Raw genomic sequence first — 25,840 nt, 5'->3', positions numbered from 1 at the left:
GAGTAGAAAATTATTTACACGCCATAGGTATCGAAAACCTATGGCGCTTTTTATGCCCATTTCTGAAGGAGTACCGGAAATAAAACTGGCAAAAGTAAAAATGAAGAGTATTCATGGTACAGCTTCCATTCCTTATTTTTGCTGATATGAAGCAGGCAGAATGCCGGGAAGACGATGTATCAATTGAAGGTATGAGAATCCTTTTGGCCGAAGACAATGAATTGAACATGGAAATTGCGGAATTCCTTCTGACAAATGCAGGAGCAGTAATTATAAGGGCTTCAAACGACAAGGAGGCTGTTGAAGCATTTGCAAAATCAGGTGTTGGTGAGGTCAATGTAATTCTGATGGATATTATGATGCCAGTTATGGATGGCCTGGAAGCTACCAGAGAAATACGTACAATGAACAGAAGTGATGCATCTGCTGTTGTGATTATAGCCATGACAGCAAATGCCTTTGCAGAAGACAAGAGTAAAGCGTTGAAAATGAATCTGTATACACCCTTGGTTTCGCAGTCAGATTATCAGGCACATGAAAGCCAGAGTGTTCTTGAGAAACTTTATGGGAATTCACTAAAAAAGTTTGTAACTTCACTTTATCATGGAAAGAAGATCAGCTCGGAAGAAGTCCAGGATCTCAGTGAATTTCTTAAGAACCTGGAGGACAGGGAGGAATAGCGAATTACGGAGGTTTTCATTCTGCACATTCTGAAACTGAATATTATTGCAGCAGTAGTAATTTTACTGGTAAAAGTGCTTGCGACTCTGTTTAAAGGACGTGTATCAGCGAGATGGAAGTACTTTATCTGGCTGTTGATTACGATAAGCCTTTGTGTTCCGGTGCGCCTTCCGGAGAATCTGGCACTGGTGGATTTCAAAGTACTTAGAAGCAGTCAACAGAATACGCAAAACCCGAAGATAACGAATTACGCAGTCAGACCAGAGGAAAGTCAGAAGATAACAGAAACCGTATCATCTGCGAGCAATGACATGAAAAATCTGACAGAAATCCCGGAACAAAAGAGAACTGTCAGGTACGAATCAGATAAATGGCTGGGAATTGTGGCTGTGATTTTTGCTGCTGTCTGGCTGAGCGTAGCGGTACTTAAACTGACAGGAGAATTGCTGGCATATTATTTTTCTATAAGGAATCTGGAACGGATGAGTCTACAGGTAAGTGATACGGTGAGTATTCAGATGTACCGTGCAGCTTGTCAAAAGAAGCACGTACGCAGAATACCGGAACTCAGGCAAAACGCAGGTCTTACCACACCGCTTCTTGCAGGACTTTTACATACAAAATTGTATCTACCAGCAACTGGGTATTCAGCAGAAGAAAGAAAACTTATCTTTTACCATGAACTTACACATTATTGCCATCGGGATCTCTGGTATAAGATGATCCTTCGAATCTGTGCATCGATATACTGGTTCAATCCCTTTCTTCTTATCATGCTGAAAGAAGCGGATAAGGATATTGAGAATCTGTGTGATGCAGCAGTTGTTCGCAGAGTTAATAAAGAGGAACATAAATTATATCGACAGCTGCTTCTCAGGACAGTGGCCATGGAAAATCAGATTCCATATGTGACAGCAAGTCTTAATGACAGCGAAATGGTGTTTAAAGATCGGATTCTGTATATGGTGAACATTCGGAAACTCCGCAAAGGAATTCTTCCGGGAATTCTTGTGACGCTGCTACTTGCAGGCGGTAATCTGGTATTTAATGTTTCTGCCGGGACAGATACAGTTTCAGTAGAGACGGAGAAGTCTGGTATTGAAAAAAATGCAGATCCAGAGAAAAATAATGTACCGGATTATGCACCGTTTTCTGAAATGGTAACTATGCAGAAAACTGCTGAAACACAGGACGAAGGAGGAGTGACAGAGAATACAGATACAGAGGATTCTGTAGACGAAGAGGAAAAAGCGGATGCGGAAACAAATGATGAACCTGCCATGGAAAACAGCGGACAGGTAAGTGAAACGACCGATGATGGAATTACCTCTGACAACAACGGGTCTGTTTCATCTTATGAGAGTCTGCCAGCAGGCGTACCATATACCAGTGGATTCAGTACTGCCTCCGGTGTAGCATCAATTGTAGCACCGGATGGAGGAGATGAAGAATCCAGAGTTCTTTACGATAACGGAGATGGGACCTATTCTGATGATTATGGGAGCCGATACAGTTATCAGGGAGATGGAAACTGGGCAGATGCCAATGGAAATTCATATCGTACCTGGAATGACGAAGATTATTATTCCGGAAACCAACTGGAACAGCATGAACTCCAGGGCAGTAACGGTACTGTTAATGTAAAAGAAACAACAAACGGAGATTATTATTATCGTGACGCAGAGGGGGTCGGATACACAGACAATGGTGACGGTACCTGGACGGATGAGAATGGGAACATCTATACAGAATGAAAAGAAGCAGGACAATGGGAGTTGCTACCCAATGCCCTGCTCCTTTGTTTATTGAAAATGAACCGTAATATGTTTTTGATTGCGACTTTTAGGTTTATCGGGAATAATCATTTCTAATTTCCCGGATTCTAAAAACGGATTGATATGCTTCAAAGTGAAGTTTCTTAAATCTTTGAAGCCACAAAATACTGCAAGCTTTTTCTTTGATTTTGGTGTTGTGCAAAAAGCCAAAATCTGTTTGGATACCGTTGATGATTCCGGTTCCTGTCTGTCAGCCAGATTTTCCAATGGGATAAATTTACTGGATTTACGCACAAGGCTGTAACATTCGTTGATTAAGATACGGATTAACCAGGTCCGGGCATAGTTATCGTTTTTTAATGTACCGACGTTGGAAAAAGCCTTCACAATTGTATATGGGTAAGAAGTAAGACAGGTGTATCATGTCAACAGAGGGGAAAGATTTATTTCTTCTATTATTAAAAAAATAAAGTTTATTTGGGGATATTTTGAAAAACTGTACGTCTAATTTATGTAAATGAAAATTGCCGGCCGGCTAAAGAAGGTGGTGTTAAAGTGACCAAAGAAGAATTAGGGACGTTGATTCTCAATTCAGAGAGACAATTGTATTCTACTGCCAAAACAATTTTAATTAACGATCAAGATTGTGCGGATGCTATTCAGGAAACGATAGTTAAGGCATTTTCAAAGATTGGAACTTTGAGAAATGACAAATATGCCAAGACTTGGTTGATTCGTATATTGATCAATGAGTGTTATACTCTTTTGAGAAAGTCGAGTAAACTTGTTTCTTTGGAAGGTATGAGTGAAATGACAGAAATTGAGACAGATCAGAAAACTGACTACAGTGACTTGTACAGAGCCGTAAATTCTTTGAAAGAAGAATTACGAATGCCAGTTATTCTGTACTATATTGAGGATTTCAACATAAAAGAGATTGCGCAGATTCTTGAGATAACCGAGGGAGCAGTTCAAAAAAGACTTGCCAGAGCACGGGGAAAGCTTAAGCGTAATTTACAGGAAAGTGAGGAGCTGACAGTATGAGGTTAGAAGATATGAAAAAAAATATTCCTGAAACTCCGGAGTTCATCCACACGATGATCCAAAGCGAAGTGAAAAAACAGCTTCAGGACACGAAGGTGGTTAACATTCAGACAAGGAGAGTGAAAAAATGGACAGGTGCCAGAGTGGCTGCAGCAATAACCGTATGTGTATTGGCTACATCGACCATAGTCTATGCAGGTGCCAAATTATATCATATGTTTTTAGAAAAACAAGGAGCCTACAGTATCGTAACGGGAATTAAGGCGGATGGCAGCACAGGGAAAATTAATCTTCCTGAAAAAATTCATGATATAGATATCTCAGCAGGATATATTCCAGAAGGTATGGAATGGATTGATGAATTTCATCTGGAATATCCTGAGCATGATCGAACCGGAGGATTCAGCTTTGCATCTGTGCTTTTAGACGAGGATGATTTGAGCAAAGTAATGCAAGATAAGAATGTTGTTGACTGTGAGGAACGAACTTTTGGCAATTATGAAGGTGTATATCTTAAATATAATGATCTGGCAGAGGATGGATCTTTTAATCAAAGGATTTACCTTCTTTGCCCAGATGTATATCGTGTAATTACTGTTTATATCGGTGATGATATTTCAAAAGAGGATGCCATTAAAGTGGTAGAAAACCTTGTAATCACTGAAAATGATACAATGATTGAAACCGCTGGTTTGTATACGTGGAGCGAAATGGTATCCCCTGAAGAATCATCGGGAGAAGCAGTGATGACTTCTATTGCAGATAATAAATTGCTAATGCATCAGATTGGTGAAGTGTTTGATATATCAGCATCTGGTGAAGACAGAGATGGCAACTATATTGAAAATGATAAAATTTCAGTTTGTGTTGATGCTGTTCAGGTGGAGGACAATCTGCAGCTGCTTGGTCAGAATAATGTGCCGGAAGAATGGGCTGATGCAGTTGGAACTGATGGAAATTTAGTAAATAATACGCTATCTTATATTAAGTCCGGTAATGGCATTGATTCAGTGGATGAGATTGTAAAAACAGAAAGTGTGAAACAAAAGCTCGTCTATGCGACAGTTACTTATACCAATAAGTCAGATGAAGAAATTAACCATATGCTTTATATTGGTACATTGCTGTTGATGGACCATGAAGATGGATCATATCAAATTTACGATCCGACAGAACAGTCCGGAGATGACTACGATCGTGTTATATGGGATGGTGTTGCACGTACAGCTGAAATGACATACAACAGTATATCAGAGGATTATGGAAATGGAGGAAACTATATTTCTTCATTAAAACCTGGTGAGAGTATACAGGTGAATATGGCATGGATCGTAAATGAGAATGACTTGAATAATATGTATCTGAATCTTAACGGTGATGGAGCTGCATATGAGTTTTCAGATTCAATGTTAAAAACAGGATTGGTGGACATATATCAGTAATGAAAAACTTATTATAGAGAAGAGGCTGTCCGTAGTGGGCAGCTTCTTTTAGATGTAGCGTTCGGGACGGATTGCTTAAAAACATCATTCCAGATGCTATACTCTACCATTAACCTGCCAAACATCAATCTGGGGCAGTTGCAGATAATTCTAGCAGCAGCGGGCTTGCTTTCTGTATTAGTAACGGTTAGCTGTACGTTGTTCCTGTCTGCAAAATGTAAAGACACATTGACAGTTTTGCTGATCTCTATTGTAGTTCTTCTCATGCCGCTTTTTGCTTATGTGGCGATGGGAGCAACATGGCTCTCTACCATACTTCCATCTGCCGGAATTGGTATGCAGAACAATTTCCTTTCTCAGCTTGCAGATTTCAATTATCTGAATATCGGTGGAATGAGTTTCTGGACACCGTATGGATTTCGGCAGGAATTGAATAACTGTGCATCGCATTCTCGTTACTTTAGTGATGAGTTAGGCGCACTTTTTTTAAAAAACGAGCAGAACAAATGTTTGTAAACACTTCTTGCATATGATATAATATAAACATGGAGAAAAATATGTTTAATATCAATAATAATGAACTTTCATATGGTAGAGGATATGTGTATTCCCTACAGTACCATCTGGTATGGTGCACAAAATATCGGAAAAAGGTTTTAAAAGATGGTATTGATGCAGAATGCAAAGAAATGCTCTGTGATCTTGCAGAAGAATATAAATTTCAGATTCTGGCTATGGAGGTTATGCCGGATCATATCCATCTGCTTGTAGACTGCAGACCACAGTTTTATATCTCTGATATGATCAAGATCATGAAGGGGAACATTGCCCGGCAGATGTTTCTTGCGCATCCAGAACTGAAGAAAGAGCTTTGGGGAGGGCATCTGTGGAATCCATCTTATTGTGCAGTAACGGTGAGTGACAGGAGCAGGGAACAGGTATGTTCTTATATCGAGGGGCAAAAAGAAAAACAGTAACCTGAAAGAATCCGTTTTTTATATTTGTAAGAAAGAGGAAAAAAGATGAGGACAGTATCCAGTTATGGTGTAGAATTGCGAAAATAAAATATCCCGATCCGCCAGACACTGGATATTTATCGTTCTGCGGTCAGTTGTCTGATTGAGATCTATGCCCAGATATGGGATGAACTGGCAGTGATCACAGAACCTAAAAAACGTTTCAACACGGCAGAACATCTGGTACATACCACCAAAAAGAACCAGGCAAGGTTTGATTTTGACCTGCGTTTTCCAAAGATGCCTTCTTATCTCAGAAGGGCGGCTATCCAGCATGCCCTGGGAAGTGTATCCTCATATAAGACAAGGATGGAACTGTGGAAAAAAACGGATCAGAAAGGTGGCAGGCCGAAGCTGGTGTGTGATAATCATGCCATGCCGGTATTCTACCGAGATGTGATGTATCGTGAGGATACAGAAGAAAAAGATGGAGCGTGCCTGAAACTTTATGATGGTCATGACTGGAAATGGTTCCGGGTCAGCCTCAGCCATACAGATATGGAATATCTAAGAAAGAACTGGGCAGGAAAAAAAGCTGCAGCACCCGTGCTGGAAAAAAGGCATCGTAAATACTTCCTGCGTTTTTCTTATACGGAAGAAGTGCCGCTTACAAAGACACCTGTAAAAGAACAGATCATCTGCAGTGTGGATTTAGGACTCAATACGGATGCAGTCTGTACCATTATGCGGGCAGATGGAACTGTCCTGGGAAGAAAGTTTATTGATTTTCCCAGTGAAAAAGACCGGATGTACCGTGTGTTGGGACGAATAAGCAGGTTCCAGAGGAAACATGGTTCTGCACAGGTGAAAAGCAGATGGGCCTACGCGAAGCGTCTTAACACAGAACTTGGAAGAAAGATTGCAGGTGCAGTCACAGGATATGCAGAAGAAAACCATGTGGATGTGATTGTGTTTGAGTATCTGGAAATAAAAGGAAAGATATCCGGAAGAAAGAAACAGAAGCTGCATCTGTGGAGAAAAAGAGATATCCAGAAAAGATGTGAACATCAGGCGCATCGCAGAGGGATGCGGATTTCCAGAATCTGTGCATGGAATACCAGCAGGCTTGCCTATGATGGGTCAGGAACAGTTGTCCGCGATCCGGGCAATCACAGTTTATGTACATTCCAGAATGGAAAAAGATATAACTGTGATCTTTCAGCGTCCTATAATATTGGAGCAAGATATTTTATACGGGAACTTTTAAAACCCATTCCGGTAACGGAAAGGTCTTTGCTGGAGGCAAAAGTCCCTTCAGTAAAGCGTAGGATCTCATGTGTATATGCGGACTTAAGAGAACTATTTTTAGAAATGGAACTCTTAAGAGCAGCATAAACACAGGCAGATATACAGCGGACTACCTGTGGTGTGGGAACCTGCCATATCTGGCATGGAAAAAAGCGCATGACTGCGCATATCCTAAGTTACAGGCGTATCCGCCGATATTTAGCCTTGTCGCTTAAAGCGGCTGAGGAGCATGTGACTTTAGTCATGTGAGATCCACTTATTTGTGTTTACATTCTTGGCGATTCATTCCTATTGCAGACATCAGGTAGCATAAAAGAAATTCAAAATAGAATGAATTGATTATCTGCCGCATGACGGCAAAAGAAAAAAGCAGACAATTTGGAACGGCGGCTTTGATTTCAGAGCCAACGTTTCTTTGTGGCAACACAAACCTATGATGAATTTTCCAGAAATATTGTAGCTAATAGCATTGTTTATGCGTTGAAAATATCTGAAAAATTGATGATAGTAGAAATATAATATTAAAATAAAAAATAATATAAAAAATTGTTTTACTATAGAGAAATATATAGTATAATACAACCATAAGAAGTGATAAAAAAATAACAAGTTGACCTAGCCAAACATAATAAGTTTTACTGTTGTGTTTGGCTTTTTTTATTTGATAGCCAGAGCGGGAAGTGAGGTGTCTGCAATGATAATCTGTGTTATCTTTGATTTGGGAATGGCAGTGATTATGTTTTTATTCGGAATCTGCTTTGTAAAATCAAATGGAAAGGCCGCTGCATTTTTGTCTGGCTATAATATGAAATCTAAGGAAGAACGAAAACAGTATGATGAAAAAGAAATGTGCAGAGTATATGGAAATCGGATGATGTGGATGGCACTGCCATTTGTAGCCGGGGCAGCCATAGATTTTTTATATAGTGGAGTTGGGTGTCTGGCAGCATGGGTAATATGGACAGTTCAATTTGTTTTATTGATGAAAGAACGTAAGAAACGAGAAAAATAAAAAAGAACATTTAGGCGAAAGACATATGCGAAAGGAGATATACAATCTATCTAGGAACAGGATAATACTCGGTAACAAGAGGAACTTTAACTACTTAAAGGAGATGACATGAATATGAGATGTCCATATTGTGAAGGAAAAATGCGAAAAGATCAGTTGCATGCGGTTGGTGCAGGGGCAGGACTGGAGTGGAAAGAAGACTCTGAGAGTTTGCGATTAAATACGGATCCAGAGTTGGCAGCAAGGATATCTGGAGATCGCATAGCTGCCTATAATTGTGATTTTTGCAGAAAGATTATTGTTTCTTACGAATATTGAGATTTTCAATTCTTTGAAAAATATGCTTTATGTAGAGATGGGAACCAATTGAATTTGAATACGATTACTTGCGAGGAATCAGGCGATGAAGATAAAACGTGAAGATACTTATCAGATAAAATTGTATCTGGAACCTGGGAAAATTTCTGATCACAATAGAAGAGACAATGGAACTTTGAAATTTACAGGGGTAGCATCATGGTTTATCGGATTGTTTATAGATGTAAATATTGATTTTGGTGATCCTCAAGGATTTTGGACTCTTAGGGTGCTGCTTCCTGTTTTGGCAATGGGAATTTGTATTCTAAAAGCTATCAAAAACAATGAGAAGAAATAAATTGGAATTTGGAAAGGGGGGCACTGCCATGCTGAGAAAGTTGAATTGTTTTTTAAACATCGTTATCGGTTCATTCATAGGAGTTTTCATTGGGTTCGGAATTTATAAGTTTTGGCATTTTAAAACCTATCCAAATCTATATGTCATGCAATCTGCACCGTGGTACACAGAGTTACTGTTGGATGGTGCCTTGGTGGCTGTTGTGGTGGTCGTATGTATTATCCTAAAACTGATTATTTGGAGAAAGTTATAAATTTCTATTTACCTGATTCACGAACAGTTTAATAACAAATTTACATAGTATTTTATCCAAATGGTTAATGAGCTATTTTTATACCACAAAAAGAGAAACGAAATGTCACATAAATTAAAAACTGAAGGGAAAACGGACTATCCGTTTTCAGCATTGGCGGATCCGTCTGCTAATAAGTGGTTTATAAATCAAAAAACGTGGTAAGGGTATTTTCATAATTCTGTTCAATTTTGTCTATGTTTTCGAGAATCCTGTTCATGTACAAATGCAACTAAATTAGAGTATAATAAGGGAAACCATTGAAACTGGGTTTCCGTATTGGACATTCCTGTGATGGCAGGAGTGTCCTTTACATATAGAGGTAAATTTTGAAGTAGTTTGCATAGAAGTTCATGAGGTAGTTGACGTATGCTTTAAATCTTTTCATTTCGTTTTCCTCCTTTCTTTATCTTACAAGCACATTATAATATCAGAAGACGTATATTACTTGCCAAATGGGAAGAAAAAGTAGACAAAACTTGCAGGAGATTAATTGGAATGTACTGATAAGAGCATCACAGACATTTGCATGGATGCAGGATTTGAGGTCTAAAGGAGAAATAGGATGGCATTTATAATCTGTATAGCAGCACTCATAATCATGATGTTTGTATTTACCAAAATGTTGTTAGGTTTTAGCAATAACAGCAGTGCGGCAGTTGAATCTGTTGATGCGACTGTAGTTGAAAAGAAGCAAGGTATCTATACCCATATGCAGTCTGAAGCACATGTACCTTGGTTTCGCGTTGTATTTGAGATGACAGATGGAAGTTTGATGGAATTTCAAATGCAACAGGGAGATTTTCGTGAATTGGAAAAAGGCGATCGAGGTATGCTGACTTATCAGGGAAATCGGTATATATGTTACCAAAAATATAAATTTAAAAGTGAAGCACAGGAGGAAGAAAAATGTTAAGTGAAAGCATTGCAAAACTGGTACAGTATGGAATTACAACAGGTCTGACACCGGAATGTGAAAGAAACTACACAACAAATCTTCTGCTGGACGTTTTTCATGAGGATGACTATGAGAAACCGGACAACATTGAGGAATCTGTTAATCTTGAAGCAACATTGGGCGAATTGCTGGACGAAGCCGTAAAAAGAGGACTGATCGAAGACAGTATTGTATACCGGGATCTATTTGATACCAGATTAATGAACTGTCTGATGCCGCGTCCGGGCCAGGTGCAAAAAGAATTCTGGGATAAATATAAAGAAATCCCAAAGGAAGCAACCGATTATTTTTATAAACTGAGTCAGGACAGCAATTATATCCGCAGATATCGCGTAGAGAAGGATCAAAAGTGGAAGGTAGACAGTCCATACGGTGAGATTGATATTACCATCAATTTGTCCAAACCGGAAAAAGATCCAAAAGCAATTGCCGCGGCAAGGAATGTAAAATCCGGAAGCTATCCGAAATGTCTTCTTTGCCCGGAAAATGAAGGATATGCGGGACGTGTTAATCATCCGGCAAGGCAGAATCACAGGATTATTCCGATCACAATCAATGATACTCCTTGGGGATTCCAGTATTCTCCGTATGTATATTACAATGAGCATTGTATTGTATTTAATTGCCAGCATACTCCAATGAAAATCGAGAGAAATGCATTCATTAAACTGTTTGATTTTGTAAAACTGTTTCCGCATTATTTCCTTGGATCTAATGCAGATCTGCCGATCGTAGGCGGCTCGATCTTAAGCCATGATCATTTCCAGGGTGGACATTATACATTTGCAATGGCAAAAGCACCAATTGAGCAGCACGTGGTACTTCCGGGATTTGAAGATGTAGAGGCTGGAATTGTAAAATGGCCGTTATCTGTACTTCGTATTCGTCATAAAGATTCTAACCGTTTGGTAGATCTGGCAACACATGTGCTGGAAGTATGGAGAGGTTATACTGACGAAGCAGCATTTATTTATGCTGAAACCAATGGAGAGCCTCATAATACAATTACACCAATTGCACGTAAAGTAGGGGATATCTACGAATTGGATCTGACATTAAGAAACAACATTACAACAGAAGAACATCCGCTGGGCGTGTATCATCCGCATGCAGAATATCATCATATTAAGAAAGAAAATATCGGTCTGATCGAAGTTATGGGCCTTGCAGTTCTTCCGGCCAGATTAAAAGGAGAGATGGAACTTCTGGAAAAGTATATTCTCGAAGGCAAAGATATTTCTTCAAATGAACAGATTGAGAAACATGCAGAGTGGGTTAAGAAGTTCCTTCCGAAATATCCGGAAATCACAAAAGAAAACATCCATGGCATTCTTCAGAAAGAGATTGGAATCGTATTTACCCATGTTCTGGAAGATGCAGGAGTATACAAATGTACGACCGAGGGAAGAGAAGCATTCATGCGTTTTCTTGAAACATTATAAAAATTGAAATAAAAGGATTCTTTGCAGGAAATGATTGCAGGAGTACAGATAAACCAGGAATCGGATGTTTAATTGCATGTGCGATATGGTTTATTATGTTTATTCTGTTGCTTATGGAGAGACATAAAAGAGAAAGATAATTTATAGAAAAATAGAATGTTTTCGGGGTGAAAATGCTGTTTATTTGTTTTAGACATACGATGTCCGGTTGAAAATTAGCGGATTCTCGTTTTATGTCGTGGTAATTTTGGTGCATATTGGTAAGCTGTAAGAGGAAGGGAGGTAGAAACATGGATACAAAAAAGATTGGAGCTTTTTTAAAGCAATGTCGTAAAGAAAAGAATCTTACACAAGAGCAGCTTGCCGAGAAGTTTGGGGTATCTGCAAGAACAGTTTCCAGATGGGAAACAGGAATAAATATGCCAGATCTCAGTGTACTTGTTCAACTTGCTGAATATTACGATGTTGAGATGAGAGAGCTCCTGGATGGAGAAAGGAGCCAGACTATGAATAAAGAGATGAAAGAAACACTGGACAAAGTTGCGGTGTATGAAGAATGGGTGAAACAAAAAGCATTAAAGGCTGGAAATCTTGCATTTGCATCAATGTTTGTGATTGGTGTGTTAGCGATTATTATTCAGATGCTATTAATAGTGGATACTCGTTTGGTTTTGGGAGAGATAGTAACTGTCTTAGTAGGAGGAATCCTATATGTAGCTATTATGGTGTATAATGGAATATGGGATAAATGCCTGCCAAAAAGTGCTGCTATATGGCGAAATTTTCTCACCAGTGTAATATGTGCAGGAATTTTTACCGTCATCTATGGTATATGTTTATTTAGAATGGGAGCTACAGAAACACAGATAACACGATTGGCATTGGGATTTCTGATAGGTATTACTATTGTGTCATTTATTATTCTTAGGACCTTAGCATTTATTAATCGAAAAAGAAGTCAGAATTCACCAAATGTTCAGGAGAGAAAAGAAACTTCCCAATCTAAGACAGAATGGACAAAGATTTATAATGCACAGAATATAGTAGAGACAGAACAGCTCGTAGAAATGTTAAAGCAAAGTGAAATAGAAGCTTTTTCCCAGGAAGCAGGTGCGAATGTTGCAATGCATGGAGCACCTGGATTTGGAATATATGGTGTGAATATATTCGTGAAAACCGATGATGCAGAGAAGGCAGTACAGCTGATCAAGGAGATTAATAACCAAGAGAATGAAGAAAAATTTTGACATTTCCACACATGCGTGCTAATATGATTATAGAAAAAGAGTGCTACCGATAGACGGTTTGTCCACATACTTAATTGATTGAAAATAACCGTTCAGTTTGCGAGGCTGAAGCGGTTATTTTTGTGTCTTTTTATTATCTTTGCCGAATACCTTTGAGTAACGAGGGAGTGAGATATATGGAGCAATTATTGATTGTTGAAGATGATATTGGTTTGAATCAAGGTTTATGCAAAGCACTGAAAGTAGATGATCGGAAGGTTATTTCCTGCAAAGACCTGAAAACGGCGAAGGAGCAGCTGCTTTGCGGCGGTGTATCCCTGATCCTGTTAGATATCAATCTGCCGGATGGCAGTGGGCTTGAATTGCTACGGGAGGTCAAGGAAACCACACCCGGGATTCCTGTTATTCTGCTGACTGCCAATGATACCGATCTGGACATCGTGGACGGACTGGAGAGGGGCGCTGATGATTACATTACCAAGCCCTTTTCTCTTTCGGTTTTGCGGGCAAGGGTGAATACCCAACTGCGAAAGCAAACGTCAAGCCATAAAAATGCACCGATCCATATTGATCTTTTTCACTTTGACTTTGAAGCAATGACCTTTTATGTGGGAGATTCAAAAGTGGAATTGAGTAAAACAGAACAAAAATTACTGCGTCTGCTTGTTGAAAATCGTGGTCGAACCATGACCCGTGGAGACCTTGTAGACAGGATCTGGACAGATGGTGCTGAATATGTGGATGAAAATGCTTTGTCTGTTACGATCAAGCGTCTGAGGGATAAGCTTGGGGCACAGAAATACATTAAAACCGTCTATGGAATCGGTTATAGCTGGGTGACAAAAGATGAATAAAACCGGCATTGTGATCATACTGCTGTGTTCTCTGGCGGCGGCAGCTGTTGTATTATGGGAGCGGAGAAAGGTCAGAAAAACGATGGAAGAAATCGAAAGGATGCTGGACGCTGCCATGACCGGTTCTTTTTCTGAAATCACTTTTGATGAAAGCCAGCTGTCTGCTTTGGAAACAAAGTTTGCACACTATCTTTCTGCCGCAGAAGCATCTTCTCGAAATATGGCACAGGAAAAAGACAAAATCAAATCCTTGATTGCGGACATTTCCCACCAGACGAAAACGCCGATTGCAAACCTGCTGTTATACAGCGAGCTTTTGATGGAGGAAACTCTGCCTGCATCGGCAAAGGAAAACGTGGAGGCACTGTACAAACAATCGGAAAAGCTACGATTTCTGATTGATTCTCTCGTAAAACTTTCCAGACTGGAAAATGGGATCATTTCACTTTCCCCTCAGCAAGCATCACTTCAGCCGCTGCTTGAAAGCGTAGTAGAACAATATGCCGCCAAGGCTTCTGGAAAAGGATTATCCATATATCTGTACGATACAGATATTTCCGCTACATTTGACTTCAAATGGACAGCGGAAGCACTGGCTAATATTGTAGACAATGCCATCAAATATACGGAGCATGGAACAATCACGATTTCTACCGTAAGTTACGAAATGTTTACAAGGATCGATATATCGGATACCGGTTCAGGTATCCCGGAAAACGAGCAGGCAAAGATATTTTCCCGTTTTTATCGTTCAAATGCTGTTCAGGAACAAGAAGGGGTTGGCATCGGCTTATACCTTGCCCGACAGATTATATCCGGTGAGAGCGGTTATATCAAGGTTGCTTCCGTTCCGGGAAAAGGAAGTACGTTTTCCATATTTCTGCCGAAATAACAACAATTCTATCAAAACTGTTAGATTTCATTTTCCGCCGGAAAGAATGTGGAAAGATTCCTATGCGATAATCTGTATGTATCAAAGGATCATTTCCTTTCATACATACAGATTTTTTTATGGAGGTACTCATTTATGGAAGTTTTACAGGCAAAAAACCTGAAAAAGATTTATGGCTCCGGCAATAACGCAGTTCATGCGTTGGATGGAGTTGATTTAAGTGTAAAGAAGGGCGAATTTGTTGCAATTGTCGGCACATCCGGCTCCGGCAAATCCACGCTGCTGCACATGCTGGGCGGGCTGGATCGCCCTACAAGCGGCACGGTCATGGTGGACGGACAGGATATTTTCTCCCTGAAGGAGGAAGCGCTGACCATCTTCCGCCGCAGGAAAATCGGCTTTGTGTTCCAAGCATATAATCTTGTTCCGGTGCTGAATGTGTATGAAAATATTGTTCTACCCATTGAGCTGGACGGTGGCAAGGTCAATAAGGATTTCGTACAGCAGATTGTACAGACACTTGGGCTGGATGATCGTCTGGATGCGCTGCCCAATCAGCTCTCAGGCGGTCAACAGCAGCGAGTAGCCATTGCCCGTGCGCTGGCGGCAGCACCCGCTATCATTCTGGCAGATGAACCCACAGGCAATCTGGATTCCAAAACCAGCCAGGATGTATTGAGCCTTTTGAAAGTCACCAGTCAAAAGTTCGCCCAGACAATCGTAATGATCACTCACAACGAAGAAATTGCGCAGATGGCAGACCGCATTATCCGTATCGAAGACGGTCGGATCGTCTCCCAGAACTAACGGGAGGTGGCTACGATGAATGTCAAAAATCGAAAATGTATTCGAAAACTCAGCTTAAAATCTCTTTATGCGAACCGTCGTCGCAATCTGATCGCCATTTTTGCCATTGCGCTGACAACGCTGCTATTTACGTCCATGTTCACCATTGTCTTGTCGTTGAACGCCAGTTATGAAACCTACCAGTTTCGGCAGGTAGGCGGCTATGCGCATGGCACCTTTAAGGATGTTTCCCCCGAGCAGGCGGAACGCATCGCTGCCCACCCAAAGGTGAAGGCTACGGGGGCACGGAAGGTAATCGGTATCACTGCGGAGGGGGTCTTTGCCAAAATACCGGCAGAGATCAGCTACATGGATGCCAACTGCACTAAATGGAGCTATGCAACCCCTACTACCGGACGGATGCCCGAAAGCGGCAAAGAGGTAGCCATGGATACGGCAGCGTTGCAGCTGCTTGGCGTAACGCCGGAGCTGGGCGCCGAGGTCACGGTTTCCTATTCCATTACGGACAAGGATCAAACCGCCTTTACTGTAACAGACACCTTTACGCTGGTGGGCTATTGGGACTATGATGAACTAATGCCTGTTCATTACATCAACATCAGCCGTGATTACGCAGATGACATCGAAGCGCAGGCAGTGAAAACAGGTTTACAGCCTTTCCGCACCGATTTGAATGTCATGCTGGCCTCCGGCACAAACATTCAAGGGCAGATGGAGCAGGTGGATACCGATCTTGGCTACACATGGGACAGCTATACCGATCCCAACAGCGTCCGGATCGGCGTCAACTGGGGATATACCTCATCCCAGCTGGAGTCGAAGCTTGATCCGGAACTTGTGATCGCCATAGCAGCTTTTTTGCTGCTGGTGATTTTCACTGGGTATCTTATCATCTATAACATTTTCCAGATCTCTGTTGTAGGGGATATCCGGTTTTACGGACTTCTGAAAACCATTGGCACAACGCCCCGGCAGCTCGAACGCATCATTCGCCAGCAGGCACTTCTGCTTTGTCTGATCGGCATTCCGGCAGGGCTGCTGCTGGGCTACGGCATTGGCGCTGTTCTGGTACCTGTTGTCTTGCGCTCCACCCAGTTGGGGATGGGCATCACTACCATCAGCACCTCGCCTGTGATCCTTGTTGGCTCCGTGCTGTTTGCTCTGCTGACAGTGCTCTTGTCCTGCTCCAAGCCCGGAAAAATGGCAGCCAAGGTTTCTCCGGTGGAGGCTACCAAATATACGGATGCGATGCAGACGAAGAAAAAACGGCGCAGTACCCGGGGAGCGAAGCTCCATCAGATGGCCTTTGCCAATCTGGGACGAAACAAGAAAAAGACGGTACTGGTGGTGGTGTCTCTGGCACTGTCGGTGACACTGTTCAATGCGCTGTGTGCCTTTGTGGGCGGCTTCAGCATGGAGAAGTATGTATCCACCATGACCTGCGCCGATTTTATCGTCAGCACTCCCGACTATTTCCGTTACAACCCGGCAGATGAATTCATCACGCCGGAACAGATCGAAGAGATCGCAGCAAACACAAAGGCCAGTCTTTCCGGCACGGGATATGCTGTGCGAAAACCCAAATATCTGTGGATGGCGGAGGATGCTCTGCGGCAGGACTATGCAAGGTACGAAAGCGCCGAGCAGTTGGACAGCCATATGAGCCGTCTGGAGCACCGGGGCAATATGGTGATGGGAGATACCAGAATCGAAGCTCTGGATAACAGTCTGTTTGACAAGCTGCAAGTGCTCGACGGAGATATTTCTCCCATGTTGGAGCCGGACAATAACGCCATTGCCATTGCGGTTTCTTTGGATGATTACGGTAATCTGCCCAATCTTGAATACTACCCCAAGGTGGGAGACACGATCACCGCTACCTATGCGGATGATGTGAAATATATCGACAGCCGCACCGGAGAACTCCGCACCGAAGATACACCGGAGGAGTACATTCAGAAAAAACTGTATGGAGCCAGAGATGTAGAGTACACGGTCTGCGCCTTGGTAAATCTTCCGAATTCCATGAGTTATCGTTATAGCGGCGTTGGCTATGATGCAGTTTTGTCTGTGGATACCGCACAGCGGGACAGCGGTGGTGCAGCCATTCCGATGCTCTACCTGTTCGACACAGCGGACGACGCTGACGAGGCCGAAGCAGAGCAATATCTATCGAAGCTCACTGCCGGTGAGTTTTCGCCCTTGATGTATGAAAGCAAGGCCACGGCTCGCTCTGAATTTGCTCAGTACCGGCAGATGTTCCTTCTGATAGGTGGTACCCTCTGTGCTATCATCGGGCTGGTGGGACTCTTAAATTTCTTCAACGCCATGATGACCGGTATTCTTTCCCGCCGCCGTGAATTTGCTGTGCTTCAGGCTGTAGGAATGACGAACCGGCAGCTCAAAACCATGCTGATCTACGAGGGATTGTTTTACGCAATGTCCTCCGTAGCGGTGGCTTTTATTCTGTCGCTGGCGGTGGGACCTCTTGCAGGAAAAATGCTGGGCAGTATGTTCTGGTTCTTTGAGTATCGGTTCACCGTTCTGCCTGTCCTGCTGACAATTCCGGTATTTCTTCTGCTTGGGTGGCTGATTCCTTGCATGATGTATGATAACGCAGCGAAATGCAGCATTGTAGATCAGTTAAGGGATGCTCAATAATTGTTAAGCCAAAATTAGCCCTCTGTCAATGAAAAGGCTGAGGGCTGGAATTCAAATAATAATCAAAGTGACCATTACACTGGCCAGCGGCAAGAAACAGGTCATTTCCGTTACTGTGCAAAAAACAACAGTAAGAACAACAAAGATCACCGGACTGAAATCAAGCGTGACCGTTGCAAGAAATAAAAAACTTACGTTGAAACCGGTCATCAGCCCGATTACTTCCTAGGAGAAGGTTACCTACAGTTCTTCAAATAAGAAGATCGCAACGGTAAGTTCCAGTGGTGTGATCACTGGAAAGAAAAATTTTAAGTAGAATTGGAATTTAGTTTTTCATTTAAGTAAGTAGTAGTGATGAGTTAGACGCGCAAATTTTTTACTCAAAGAAAGAACGCATGTTTACTTCTGGCACTATATGTGCTAAAATATAGCCATGGGTAATAGAAAAAACAACAGAATCTGAGAAAAGAGTTATCAGGGAGAAATAAAAATGCAGATAATATCCAGTTATGGTGTAGAATTACGAAAACATAATATCCCAATCCGCCAGACACTGGAGATCTACCGTTCTGCTGTCAGTTATCTGATTGGGATTTATGTGCAGGTATGGGAAAAATTAGCAGAAATCCCGGATGCAAAGAGGCGTTTTAATGCTGCAGAACATCTGGTACATACTACGAAGAAAAACCATGCCTGTTTTGATTTTGATATCCGGTTCCCAAAGATGCCTTCCTATCTGCGCAGATCTGCCATTCAGCATGCACTGGGGATAGTATCCTCTTATAAAACACGGCTGGATCTGTGGGAAAAGACAGACGGAAAGAGTGGGAAACCAAGGCTTGTATATGAAAACCACGCCATGCCGGTCTTCTACCGTGATGTCATGTACCGTGAGGGAGCGGAAGGAAAAGACGAAGCATACCTGAAACTCTATGACGGTCATGACTGGATATGGTTCTGTGTACGTCTGGAGCATACAGATATGGAATATCTGAGAAAATACTGGTCGGGGAAAAAGGCATCTGCTCCAACTCTGGAAAAGAGACACCAGAAGTACTTTTTGCGTTTTTCCTATACAGAAGAAGTAACACTTACCAAAACACCTGTGAAAGAACAGATTATCTGCAGTGTGGACTTAGGGATCAATACCGATGCAGTCTGTACCATCATGCGGGCAGACGGAACTGTCCTGGGAAGAAGATTCATAGATTATCCCAGTGAAAAAGACCGGATGTACCGTACATTGGGACGGATCCGCAGATTCCAGAGGGAACATGGCTCTGCGCAGACACAGGGAAGATGGGCATATACGAAACGTCTGAACACAGAACTTGGCAAAAAGACTGCAGGTGCGATTGTAAGATATGCGGAAGAAAACCATGCATATGTGATCGTGTTCGAGTATCTGGAGATGCAGGGGAAGATATCGGGAAAGAAAAAACAGAAACTGCACCTGTGGAGAAAGCGGGATATCCAAAGACGCTGTGAACATCAGGCACACAGGAAAGAGATGCGGATATCCCGGATCTGTGCATGGAATACCAGCAGACTGGCTTATGATGGTTCCGGGGCGGTAACACGTGACCGGGAAAATCACAGCCTCTGTACTTTTCAGACAGGAAAACGATATAATTGTGACCTGTCAGCATCCTATAATATAGGAGCTAGATATTTTATAAGGGAACTTTTAAAACCCCTTCCGGCAACGGAAAGGTCTTTACTGGAGGCAAAAGTCCCTCCTGTAAAGCGTAGAACCTCATGCGTCTATGCAGATCTGAGGAAACTCCATTCAGAAATGGAACTCTTAAAAGTAGCATAGATACAGGCAGATATACAGCGGACTACCTGTAATGTGGGAACCAGCCATATCTGGCATGGGAAATGCGCATAACTGCGCACCTAAGTTACAGGCGTATCCGCCGATATTCAGTCTGACGCCTAAAGCGTCTGGAAGCACGTGACTTTAGCCATGTGAGGTTCACTTATTGCGGTAAGTGACCTTAGTGCATCGAATGCACCATCGTATCAGTTATGGAATCAGCTAAGCAGTCTGTACAATGTATGTACTCTGGTGTGTGCAATGATGGTATGTATAGGCATTCGTTTATAAGTTAGTGGATGGCCGTTACATGGATTGTACTAATACTGTCTATATTTATGATGGAAAAGACACATGGACAGATACAAATGGTGTGGAGTGGAACCAGGAAGTGATATAGTTTTGTCAGAATCAAAAAACAGGTTGCTGAATAGATATAATCTATATTATAATATATTTATAGCTAAGCTCACTTGGAGGTGATAACATGCCATTATTGAAAGAAGAAGCTTATACTATAGATGATATATATGCTTTACCAGATGGAGAAAGAGCAGAACTGATTGATGGTCGTATGTATATGATGGCACCACCAAGCCGAAAACATCAGAAAATATCAATGGAACTTTCTGGTATCATTCGTGAATATATCCGTTCACATAAAGGAAAGTGTGAAATATATGCAGCACCGTTTGCTGTTTATCTGGATGAAAGAAGCAATACTTATGTAGAGCCAGACATTTCTGTAATTTGTGATTTAGATAAGCTTGATGATAGAGGGTGTAAGGGTGCGCCTGATTGGATTATTGAGATTGTATCACCAGCAAGTAAGAAAATGGACTACCTGTTAAAGCTTCTGAAATATCGTTCAGCAGGTGTTAAGGAATATTGGATTGTTGATCCTGAGAAGAATCGTGTTATAGTATATAATTTTACCGGTGATGAAAGTATCAATGAATGTACCTTACAGGATTCTATCAAAGTAGGAATCTATGATGATCTTGCAATTGATTTTGGAAGTATGGAATTATAGGTGATTTTATGGATAAAAAACAATATGCTTTAGAGAAGAACGGAAATGAATCAGGTAGCATGAAAGCCTTCGGGAGTTAATTCTGGGGGCTTTTCTCATAGTGAAAGCCTCCCGGAGAATTGTTCTGGGAGGCTTTTGTCAGATTATTTTTCAGAAAGGTTTACTGTATTGGTTCGAAATCTACAGCACCATGTTTACAAAGTGGGCATATGAAGTCTTCCGGAAGTTCATCACCTTCGTAAATATATCCGCAAATTTTGCATACAAAACCTTTTTTGCCCTCTGTCTGAGGTTTCGGTTTTACATTTTGCTGATAATAGGTATAGGTCATAGTATCCTGATCGCTCATGACACGAGCTTCAGTGACACTACAGATAAACATTCCGTGTGTGCCCAGGTCCACATATTGTTCTACTTTCAGTGACATGAACGCATTGATATATTTGTCAAGAAAGATGAGACCGTTTCCGGAACGGTTGATTTTCTCACCTGCAAATTTATCAACAGTTCTTCCTGACTGGAAACCAAACTGCTGGAAGATGGAAAATGGTGCATCAATAGACAGACAATTAACATTCATAATGCCGGTCTGCTGTATTACATGATGAGAGTAGTTGGCTTTGTTGATATTTACCGCTACACGATAGGGATTGTCTGTCAACTGGGTAACAGTGTTAACAATTAGACCATTATCCTTTCTGCCATCATTGGAAGTTACGACATAAAGTCCATAACCAATGCGGAAAAGAGCTGTCATATCGTTTTTGTTTGCCAGAGAGTCGTCTTTTGCGATATATTCCTTGCAGAGTTCATCAGCCATTGCATCGATTTCTCTGCGATTTTCTTCTTTGACAGCAGACCAGATGTGTACGGAGTTTTTTAACCAGTCTATTTTAGTACATTTGTCCATCATTTCTTTCATGATTTTTGCAGCCAAAGGTGCCCAGCTTCCGTTTTCAATGAGACCGACGGTGCGGTTTTGATAGTTGTGTTCTACCAGTCTGGTGATAAAATCATTCATGAATGGATAAATACTTGCATTATAAGTAGTAGTTGCAAGAATCAACTTGGGATAGCGGAAAGCATCGCTGATTGCCTGGGACATATCGTCTCTTGCAAGGTCATAGACCAGGACTTTGGGACATCCTCTGGATTTCAGTTTATCGGCAAGTAAAGAAACTGCAGTTCTGGTATGACCATATACAGAAGTGTACGCGATAACAATTCCATCTGCTTCCGGTGTATAGGATGACCATAAATCATAAAGATGAATATAATGTCCAAGATTTTCTGTAAGGACAGGACCGTGCAGCGGACAGATGATCTGAATATCGAGGGTGGCTGCAACTTTCAGGAGGTTCTGTACCTGCTTTCCGTATTTCCCTACGATTCCGATAAAGTATCTTCTTGCTTCATCATCCCAGGATTCCTCTACATCTAGCGCGCCGAATTTGCCAAATCCGTCAGCGGAAAAAAGTACCTTATCTGTACTGTCATAAGTAACCATAACCTCTGGCCAGTGTACCATTGGGGCAAATACAAAAGTAAGTTGATGATATCCAAGAGAAAGAGTGCCGCCGTTTTCCATTTCTATTTTCTGATTGCTCAGATCAAGCTCAAAGAAATTGCGGATCATATGGAAAGCTTTTGCTGTAGCCACAACAGTAGTATTCGGATAAACTTTCAAAAAATTGGCAATATTTGCAGCATGGTCAGGCTCCATATGCTGTACGATGAGATAATCAGGAGTACGTCCCTCCAGAACCTGTTGGATATTATCAAGCCATTGATGAGTAAAATCTGCATCTACAGTGTCCATAACTGCTATTTTTTCATCTAAAATCACATAGGAATTATAGGACATTCCATTTGGAACTTTGTACTGACCTTCGAACAGATCAATCCGATGATCGTTTACGCCGACATATTTAATGGTTTCTGTAATTTTCATGTAGTTTCCTCCCATTTTTATTAAGTGAATGAATGGTGTTTTGAATTTATTTATATGATAACATGGAATAAAAGATAATTCTGTTGCAAAAGTCACAAAAAGAATGCTTTATTGATAAAAATGTGATATATTAAAAAGAACCAGGAGGAATGATTATGTCACATATTACTTTATTTACAGATATTCTGCCCGAAGAGCAGGAAAGAATGCGTGTTTGTTTTCAGGCAAGAGAACTTGTCTTTAAAAATGGTGAGATAGTTATGGAATATTCCAGTACTATGCATAAAATAGGACTGATCCTTTATGGCAGGGCCACGTTGTACTGTTGTGATAAAGATGGCAATCAATATATGATTGACGAATTGAAAAAAGATACAGTTTTTGGGGAACCTTTTTTGCTTCCGGCAGATTCCCAGCATTATTATGTGAAAGCAGAGGAAGAAACAAAGGTAATGTTTATTGATTATGAACATGTGATTAAAAGGTGCGAGAAGGCCTGTCATCATCACAGTCAGATGATCAGTAATCTTCTGCAGATGACTGCTTTACAGTCCAGACAGCAAATGCAGAGGATTTATATTTTGTCCAGAGCTACTACAAGGAAAAAGCTGCTTGCGTATCTGAATGGACTTTCTGTGGAAAAACACAGCTGCAAAATACATATTCCAATGTCTTATACAGCATTGGCTCAATATCTTGGGGTGGACAGAAGTGCTATGACAAGGGAATTAAAAAGCCTGGAAGAGGATGGAATCGTGGCAAAAGAAGGTAGAGATATTGTGTTTCCTTACAGATTGAATTCATAATACGTCCGTGCATTTGAGAGAATGGCAGTGGCAAATATAACTCTGATGCATAAAATACCAGGAAAGTAGTTTTGCAGGAGTTTGTATGGACTTGGATAAGAATAGACGGATGCAGCAGGAAAATGTGGATAGGGGGAGGTATCAAGTATCAGTAGTGGATCAGTTGAGTAACCGACCTGTGGAGAATGCACGGGTAAAGATTTCTTATACAGGGGATCCTGATTCTGTGATCGAAGAGCTGGTAACGAATTCTTCAGGACGGACACCGGTGATTGAATTGAAAACACCGCCACTGGAATACAGTATGGAACCGGTGGAACAGCAACCGTATGCGGAATATACGGTGCAGATTGATGCAGAAGGATTTGAGTCTGAGGAAGTGGCTGGAAGTGAGGTGCTTCCACAGGTGCTGTCCAGTCAGCCGGTGATGCTTGCTGCCAGATCTGTTTCAGAAGAATACCAGCGGATCGTAATTCCGCCTCATACATTGTTTTATGAATATCCGCCAAAGATTGAGGAGGCAGAGATCAAACCGGTAAATGAGACAGGGGAGATTGTGCTAAGTAAAGTTGTAGTGCCGGAATATGTGATCGTACATGACGGACCGGTGGGAGATACTTCAGCAGAAAATTACTATGTGAGATATAAAGATTATATTAAAAATGTAGCCAGCAGTGAAATTTATGCAACATGGCCGGAGGATACGATAAGGGCTAATGTTCTGGCAATCATGTCCTTTACATTAAACCGGGTTTATACGGAGTGGTACCGGAATGTTCACTAATTCGGTATTGCAGGAACATTCAGTTTGACGAATTATGTATTAAAGTTCATGGGAAAAACGCTTATACCATAGAAAATAACAGGGATAAGGAAGATTAGAAAAATTTTCTGATAGAAATCGAAAATAACCTATGGTATAGTGATATTAGAAAAGGAGGATGGCAAACGGTGAAACAAAATAAAATTAAACCGGATACCATACTAAAGAACTTTTGGAGAGACAATCATCATTTTGCAGATTTGTTTAATGCTGCATTGTTTGACGGTGAACAGGTACTGAATCCAGCTGATCTGTCAGAAGCAGACACGGATGTTTCCTCATTTCTCAAATTTAATGGACATGCTGAAACAGTACAGAAAGTACTGGATGTTGTAAAGAAAACAGCATATGGTATTGATTTTGTAATCTGGGGACTGGAAAATCAGGCAAAAATTCATTATGCAATGCCACTTCGTCATATGATTGGAGATGGTTTTTCCTATCTAAAAGAGTATCAGGAAATTGCAGCAAAGAACCGAAAAGATAAGAACTTTGCATCATCAGATGAGTTTCTTTCCAATATGAAGAAAACAGACAGACTGCATCCAATGATAAGCCTTTGCGTTTATTATGGAGAGAATCCATGGGACGGACCTTTGTGCCTGATGGATATGCTGGAGGTTCCAGAGAAAATAAAACCTCTGGTAGCAGACTATAAGATGAATTTACTCGAATTAAGGACAAGCGGATCACTTCAGTTTCATAATCAGGATGTCAATACTGTATTTGATATCAGCCGTTCTATATATGAACGTGATTATAATAAAATTAATACAGTATATAAAGACAGGCTGATTGCATCAGAACTGGGAGTGGTGATCGGAGCGATCACACAGTCGCAGGAACTGATAGATCATGCTTTAGAACTGGAACAAAAAGGAGGTCAGGTTAATATGTGTAGTGCGTTGGAAGAATTAAAAATGGAAGGAAAGCAGGAAGGCAAGAAAGAAGGACTTCAGGAGGGCATGATTGCTGGCACAATTAAAACCTGTAAAAAATTTAAACTTGACCAGAAAGCAGCTATTAAAAATGTAATAGAAGAATTTTCCTTATCTGAAAAAGATGCTATAAATTATGTGAAGAAATACTGGTAGTATATAATGTACTCTATATTTTACGAAAAGAAGATGTTCGGAAAGGAATAGGTGAAATTATGGGAGGAAAAGTTCTGGAACTGGAATCTGAAAGACTTAAAGCTGAGGGAAAAGCGATTGGACGTGCAGAAGGAGAGGAAATCGGACAGGCGAGAGGTGAGCAGTTATATAAAGAATATAATCTTTAAGAAAAATGACGGTAGTGTAAAATAGTTTGTGTTTTTGGTAAAAAATAACTCCTTTTTGGTAAGAATTCAGATATGACAATTCTTATCGAAAAGGAGTATT

24 protein-coding genes and 2 pseudogenes are annotated in these 25,840 nt (G+C 41.1%); 24 read left to right on the top strand and 2 right to left on the bottom strand.

What is annotated here, in order from left to right; genetic code table 11:
• Positions 1-113: 113 nt before the first annotated feature.
• Both ACTNDS_RS12700 and ACTNDS_RS12695 read left to right on the top strand, forming a co-directional pair.
• Entirely contained in the window at positions 114-680 is a 567-nt protein-coding gene (locus ACTNDS_RS12700; protein WP_441036125.1) for a response regulator, read from the top strand.
• A gap of 3 nt (positions 681-683) precedes the next feature.
• Complete coding sequence (locus ACTNDS_RS12695) at positions 684-2,435, top strand: M56 family metallopeptidase (protein WP_441036193.1); 1,752 nt, start codon at positions 684-686, stop codon at positions 2,433-2,435.
• A 48-nt stretch (positions 2,436-2,483) separates the two neighbouring features.
• Here the strand turns inward: ACTNDS_RS12695 and ACTNDS_RS12690 are convergent.
• A pseudogene (locus ACTNDS_RS12690) lies at positions 2,484-2,777 on the bottom strand (Fic family protein); the annotation flags it as partial.
• A 234-nt stretch (positions 2,778-3,011) separates the two neighbouring features.
• Here ACTNDS_RS12690 and ACTNDS_RS12685 point away from each other — a divergent pair.
• The 18 genes and pseudogenes from ACTNDS_RS12685 (at position 3,012) to ACTNDS_RS12600 (ending at position 20,878) form a co-directional block, all read left to right on the top strand.
• Positions 3,012-3,500, top strand: coding sequence for a sigma-70 family RNA polymerase sigma factor (locus tag ACTNDS_RS12685; RefSeq protein ID WP_118567189.1), 489 nt, complete (start codon positions 3,012-3,014; stop codon positions 3,498-3,500).
• Entirely contained in the window at positions 3,497-4,942 is a 1,446-nt protein-coding gene (locus ACTNDS_RS12680; RefSeq protein WP_390386331.1) for a DUF4367 domain-containing protein, read from the top strand. Before ACTNDS_RS12685 ends, ACTNDS_RS12680 begins: the two co-directional genes overlap by 4 nt.
• A gap of 165 nt (positions 4,943-5,107) precedes the next feature.
• Entirely contained in the window at positions 5,108-5,458 is a 351-nt protein-coding gene (locus ACTNDS_RS12675) for a hypothetical protein (RefSeq protein WP_441036123.1), read from the top strand.
• A gap of 29 nt (positions 5,459-5,487) precedes the next feature.
• Positions 5,488-5,919 carry an IS200/IS605 family transposase gene (tnpA, locus tag ACTNDS_RS12670; protein WP_008703594.1) on the top strand — a complete coding sequence of 144 codons (432 nt, stop codon included), beginning with the start codon at positions 5,488-5,490 and terminating at the stop codon, positions 5,917-5,919.
• Between the two features lie 177 nt (positions 5,920-6,096).
• Entirely contained in the window at positions 6,097-7,293 is a 1,197-nt protein-coding gene (locus ACTNDS_RS12665) for an IS200/IS605 family accessory protein TnpB-related protein (protein ID WP_441036121.1), read from the top strand.
• Between the two features lie 607 nt (positions 7,294-7,900).
• Positions 7,901-8,218, top strand: coding sequence for a DUF3784 domain-containing protein (locus ACTNDS_RS12660; RefSeq protein ID WP_441036120.1), 318 nt, complete (start codon positions 7,901-7,903; stop codon positions 8,216-8,218).
• 108 nt (positions 8,219-8,326) lie between these two features.
• Complete coding sequence (locus tag ACTNDS_RS12655) at positions 8,327-8,536, top strand: PF20097 family protein (protein WP_441036118.1); 210 nt, start codon at positions 8,327-8,329, stop codon at positions 8,534-8,536.
• An 85-nt stretch (positions 8,537-8,621) separates the two neighbouring features.
• Positions 8,622-8,873: a hypothetical protein gene (locus ACTNDS_RS12650; protein ID WP_441036116.1), complete on the top strand. Its 252-nt coding sequence runs from the start codon at positions 8,622-8,624 to the stop codon at positions 8,871-8,873.
• Between the two features lie 857 nt (positions 8,874-9,730).
• Entirely contained in the window at positions 9,731-10,081 is a 351-nt protein-coding gene (locus tag ACTNDS_RS12645) for a DUF2500 domain-containing protein (RefSeq protein ID WP_441036115.1), read from the top strand.
• The gene (gene galT / locus ACTNDS_RS12640) at positions 10,075-11,565 is read left to right on the top strand and encodes a UDP-glucose--hexose-1-phosphate uridylyltransferase (RefSeq protein ID WP_441036113.1); all 1,491 of its coding nucleotides are present in this window, start codon (positions 10,075-10,077) and stop codon (positions 11,563-11,565) included. The genes ACTNDS_RS12645 and galT overlap by 7 nt, the downstream gene beginning before the upstream one ends.
• Before the next feature lie 290 nt (positions 11,566-11,855).
• Positions 11,856-12,812: a helix-turn-helix domain-containing protein gene (locus ACTNDS_RS12635; protein ID WP_441036112.1), complete on the top strand. Its 957-nt coding sequence runs from the start codon at positions 11,856-11,858 to the stop codon at positions 12,810-12,812.
• 176 nt (positions 12,813-12,988) lie between these two features.
• On the top strand, positions 12,989-13,666 hold the full coding sequence (locus tag ACTNDS_RS12630; RefSeq protein WP_055053976.1) for a response regulator transcription factor: 678 nt from the start codon (positions 12,989-12,991) through the stop codon (positions 13,664-13,666).
• Positions 13,659-14,558, top strand: a complete 900-nt coding sequence (locus ACTNDS_RS12625; RefSeq protein ID WP_118392952.1) for a sensor histidine kinase — start codon at positions 13,659-13,661, stop codon at positions 14,556-14,558. The genes ACTNDS_RS12630 and ACTNDS_RS12625 overlap by 8 nt, the downstream gene beginning before the upstream one ends.
• A 135-nt stretch (positions 14,559-14,693) precedes the next feature.
• A complete protein-coding gene (locus ACTNDS_RS12620; protein WP_006858253.1) occupies positions 14,694-15,365 on the top strand; it encodes an ABC transporter ATP-binding protein in 672 nt (223 codons plus the stop codon).
• 15 nt (positions 15,366-15,380) lie between these two features.
• The gene (locus ACTNDS_RS12615; RefSeq protein WP_441036108.1) at positions 15,381-18,026 is read left to right on the top strand and encodes an ABC transporter permease; all 2,646 of its coding nucleotides are present in this window, start codon (positions 15,381-15,383) and stop codon (positions 18,024-18,026) included.
• Between the two features lie 241 nt (positions 18,027-18,267).
• A pseudogene (locus tag ACTNDS_RS12610) lies at positions 18,268-18,342 on the top strand (hypothetical protein); the annotation flags it as partial.
• Between the two features lie 174 nt (positions 18,343-18,516).
• Complete coding sequence (locus ACTNDS_RS12605; protein ID WP_441036106.1) at positions 18,517-19,845, top strand: IS200/IS605 family accessory protein TnpB-related protein; 1,329 nt, start codon at positions 18,517-18,519, stop codon at positions 19,843-19,845.
• Positions 19,846-20,332: 487 nt separating this feature from the next.
• The gene (locus tag ACTNDS_RS12600) at positions 20,333-20,878 is read left to right on the top strand and encodes a Uma2 family endonuclease (protein ID WP_303242394.1); all 546 of its coding nucleotides are present in this window, start codon (positions 20,333-20,335) and stop codon (positions 20,876-20,878) included.
• 160 nt (positions 20,879-21,038) lie between these two features.
• Here the strand turns inward: ACTNDS_RS12600 and ACTNDS_RS12595 are convergent, their stop codons facing one another.
• The gene (locus ACTNDS_RS12595; RefSeq protein WP_441036104.1) at positions 21,039-22,829 is read right to left on the bottom strand and encodes a flavin reductase; all 1,791 of its coding nucleotides are present in this window, start codon (positions 22,827-22,829) and stop codon (positions 21,039-21,041) included.
• 155 nt (positions 22,830-22,984) lie between these two features.
• Here ACTNDS_RS12595 and ACTNDS_RS12590 point away from each other — a divergent pair, with 155 nt between their 5' ends.
• From ACTNDS_RS12590 to ACTNDS_RS12575, 4 genes are all read left to right on the top strand, one after another.
• Positions 22,985-23,635: a Crp/Fnr family transcriptional regulator gene (locus ACTNDS_RS12590; RefSeq protein ID WP_441036102.1), complete on the top strand. Its 651-nt coding sequence runs from the start codon at positions 22,985-22,987 to the stop codon at positions 23,633-23,635.
• Between the two features lie 91 nt (positions 23,636-23,726).
• The gene (locus ACTNDS_RS12585; protein ID WP_441036100.1) at positions 23,727-24,419 is read left to right on the top strand and encodes a carboxypeptidase-like regulatory domain-containing protein; all 693 of its coding nucleotides are present in this window, start codon (positions 23,727-23,729) and stop codon (positions 24,417-24,419) included.
• Between the two features lie 167 nt (positions 24,420-24,586).
• Positions 24,587-25,552 carry a hypothetical protein gene (locus ACTNDS_RS12580; RefSeq protein ID WP_441036098.1) on the top strand — a complete coding sequence of 322 codons (966 nt, stop codon included), beginning with the start codon at positions 24,587-24,589 and terminating at the stop codon, positions 25,550-25,552.
• A 59-nt stretch (positions 25,553-25,611) separates the two neighbouring features.
• Positions 25,612-25,740, top strand: a complete 129-nt coding sequence (locus ACTNDS_RS12575) for a hypothetical protein (RefSeq protein ID WP_441036096.1) — start codon at positions 25,612-25,614, stop codon at positions 25,738-25,740.
• The last annotated feature ends 100 nt before the right edge of the window (positions 25,741-25,840 follow it).

The organism is Blautia sp. HCP3S3_C12, from assembly GCF_052064155.1.
Classification (GTDB): domain Bacteria; phylum Bacillota; class Clostridia; order Lachnospirales; family Lachnospiraceae; genus Blautia_A.
Note: the sequence above shows the minus strand (reverse complement) of the source record. Positions and strands in the feature narration are given on the sequence as shown.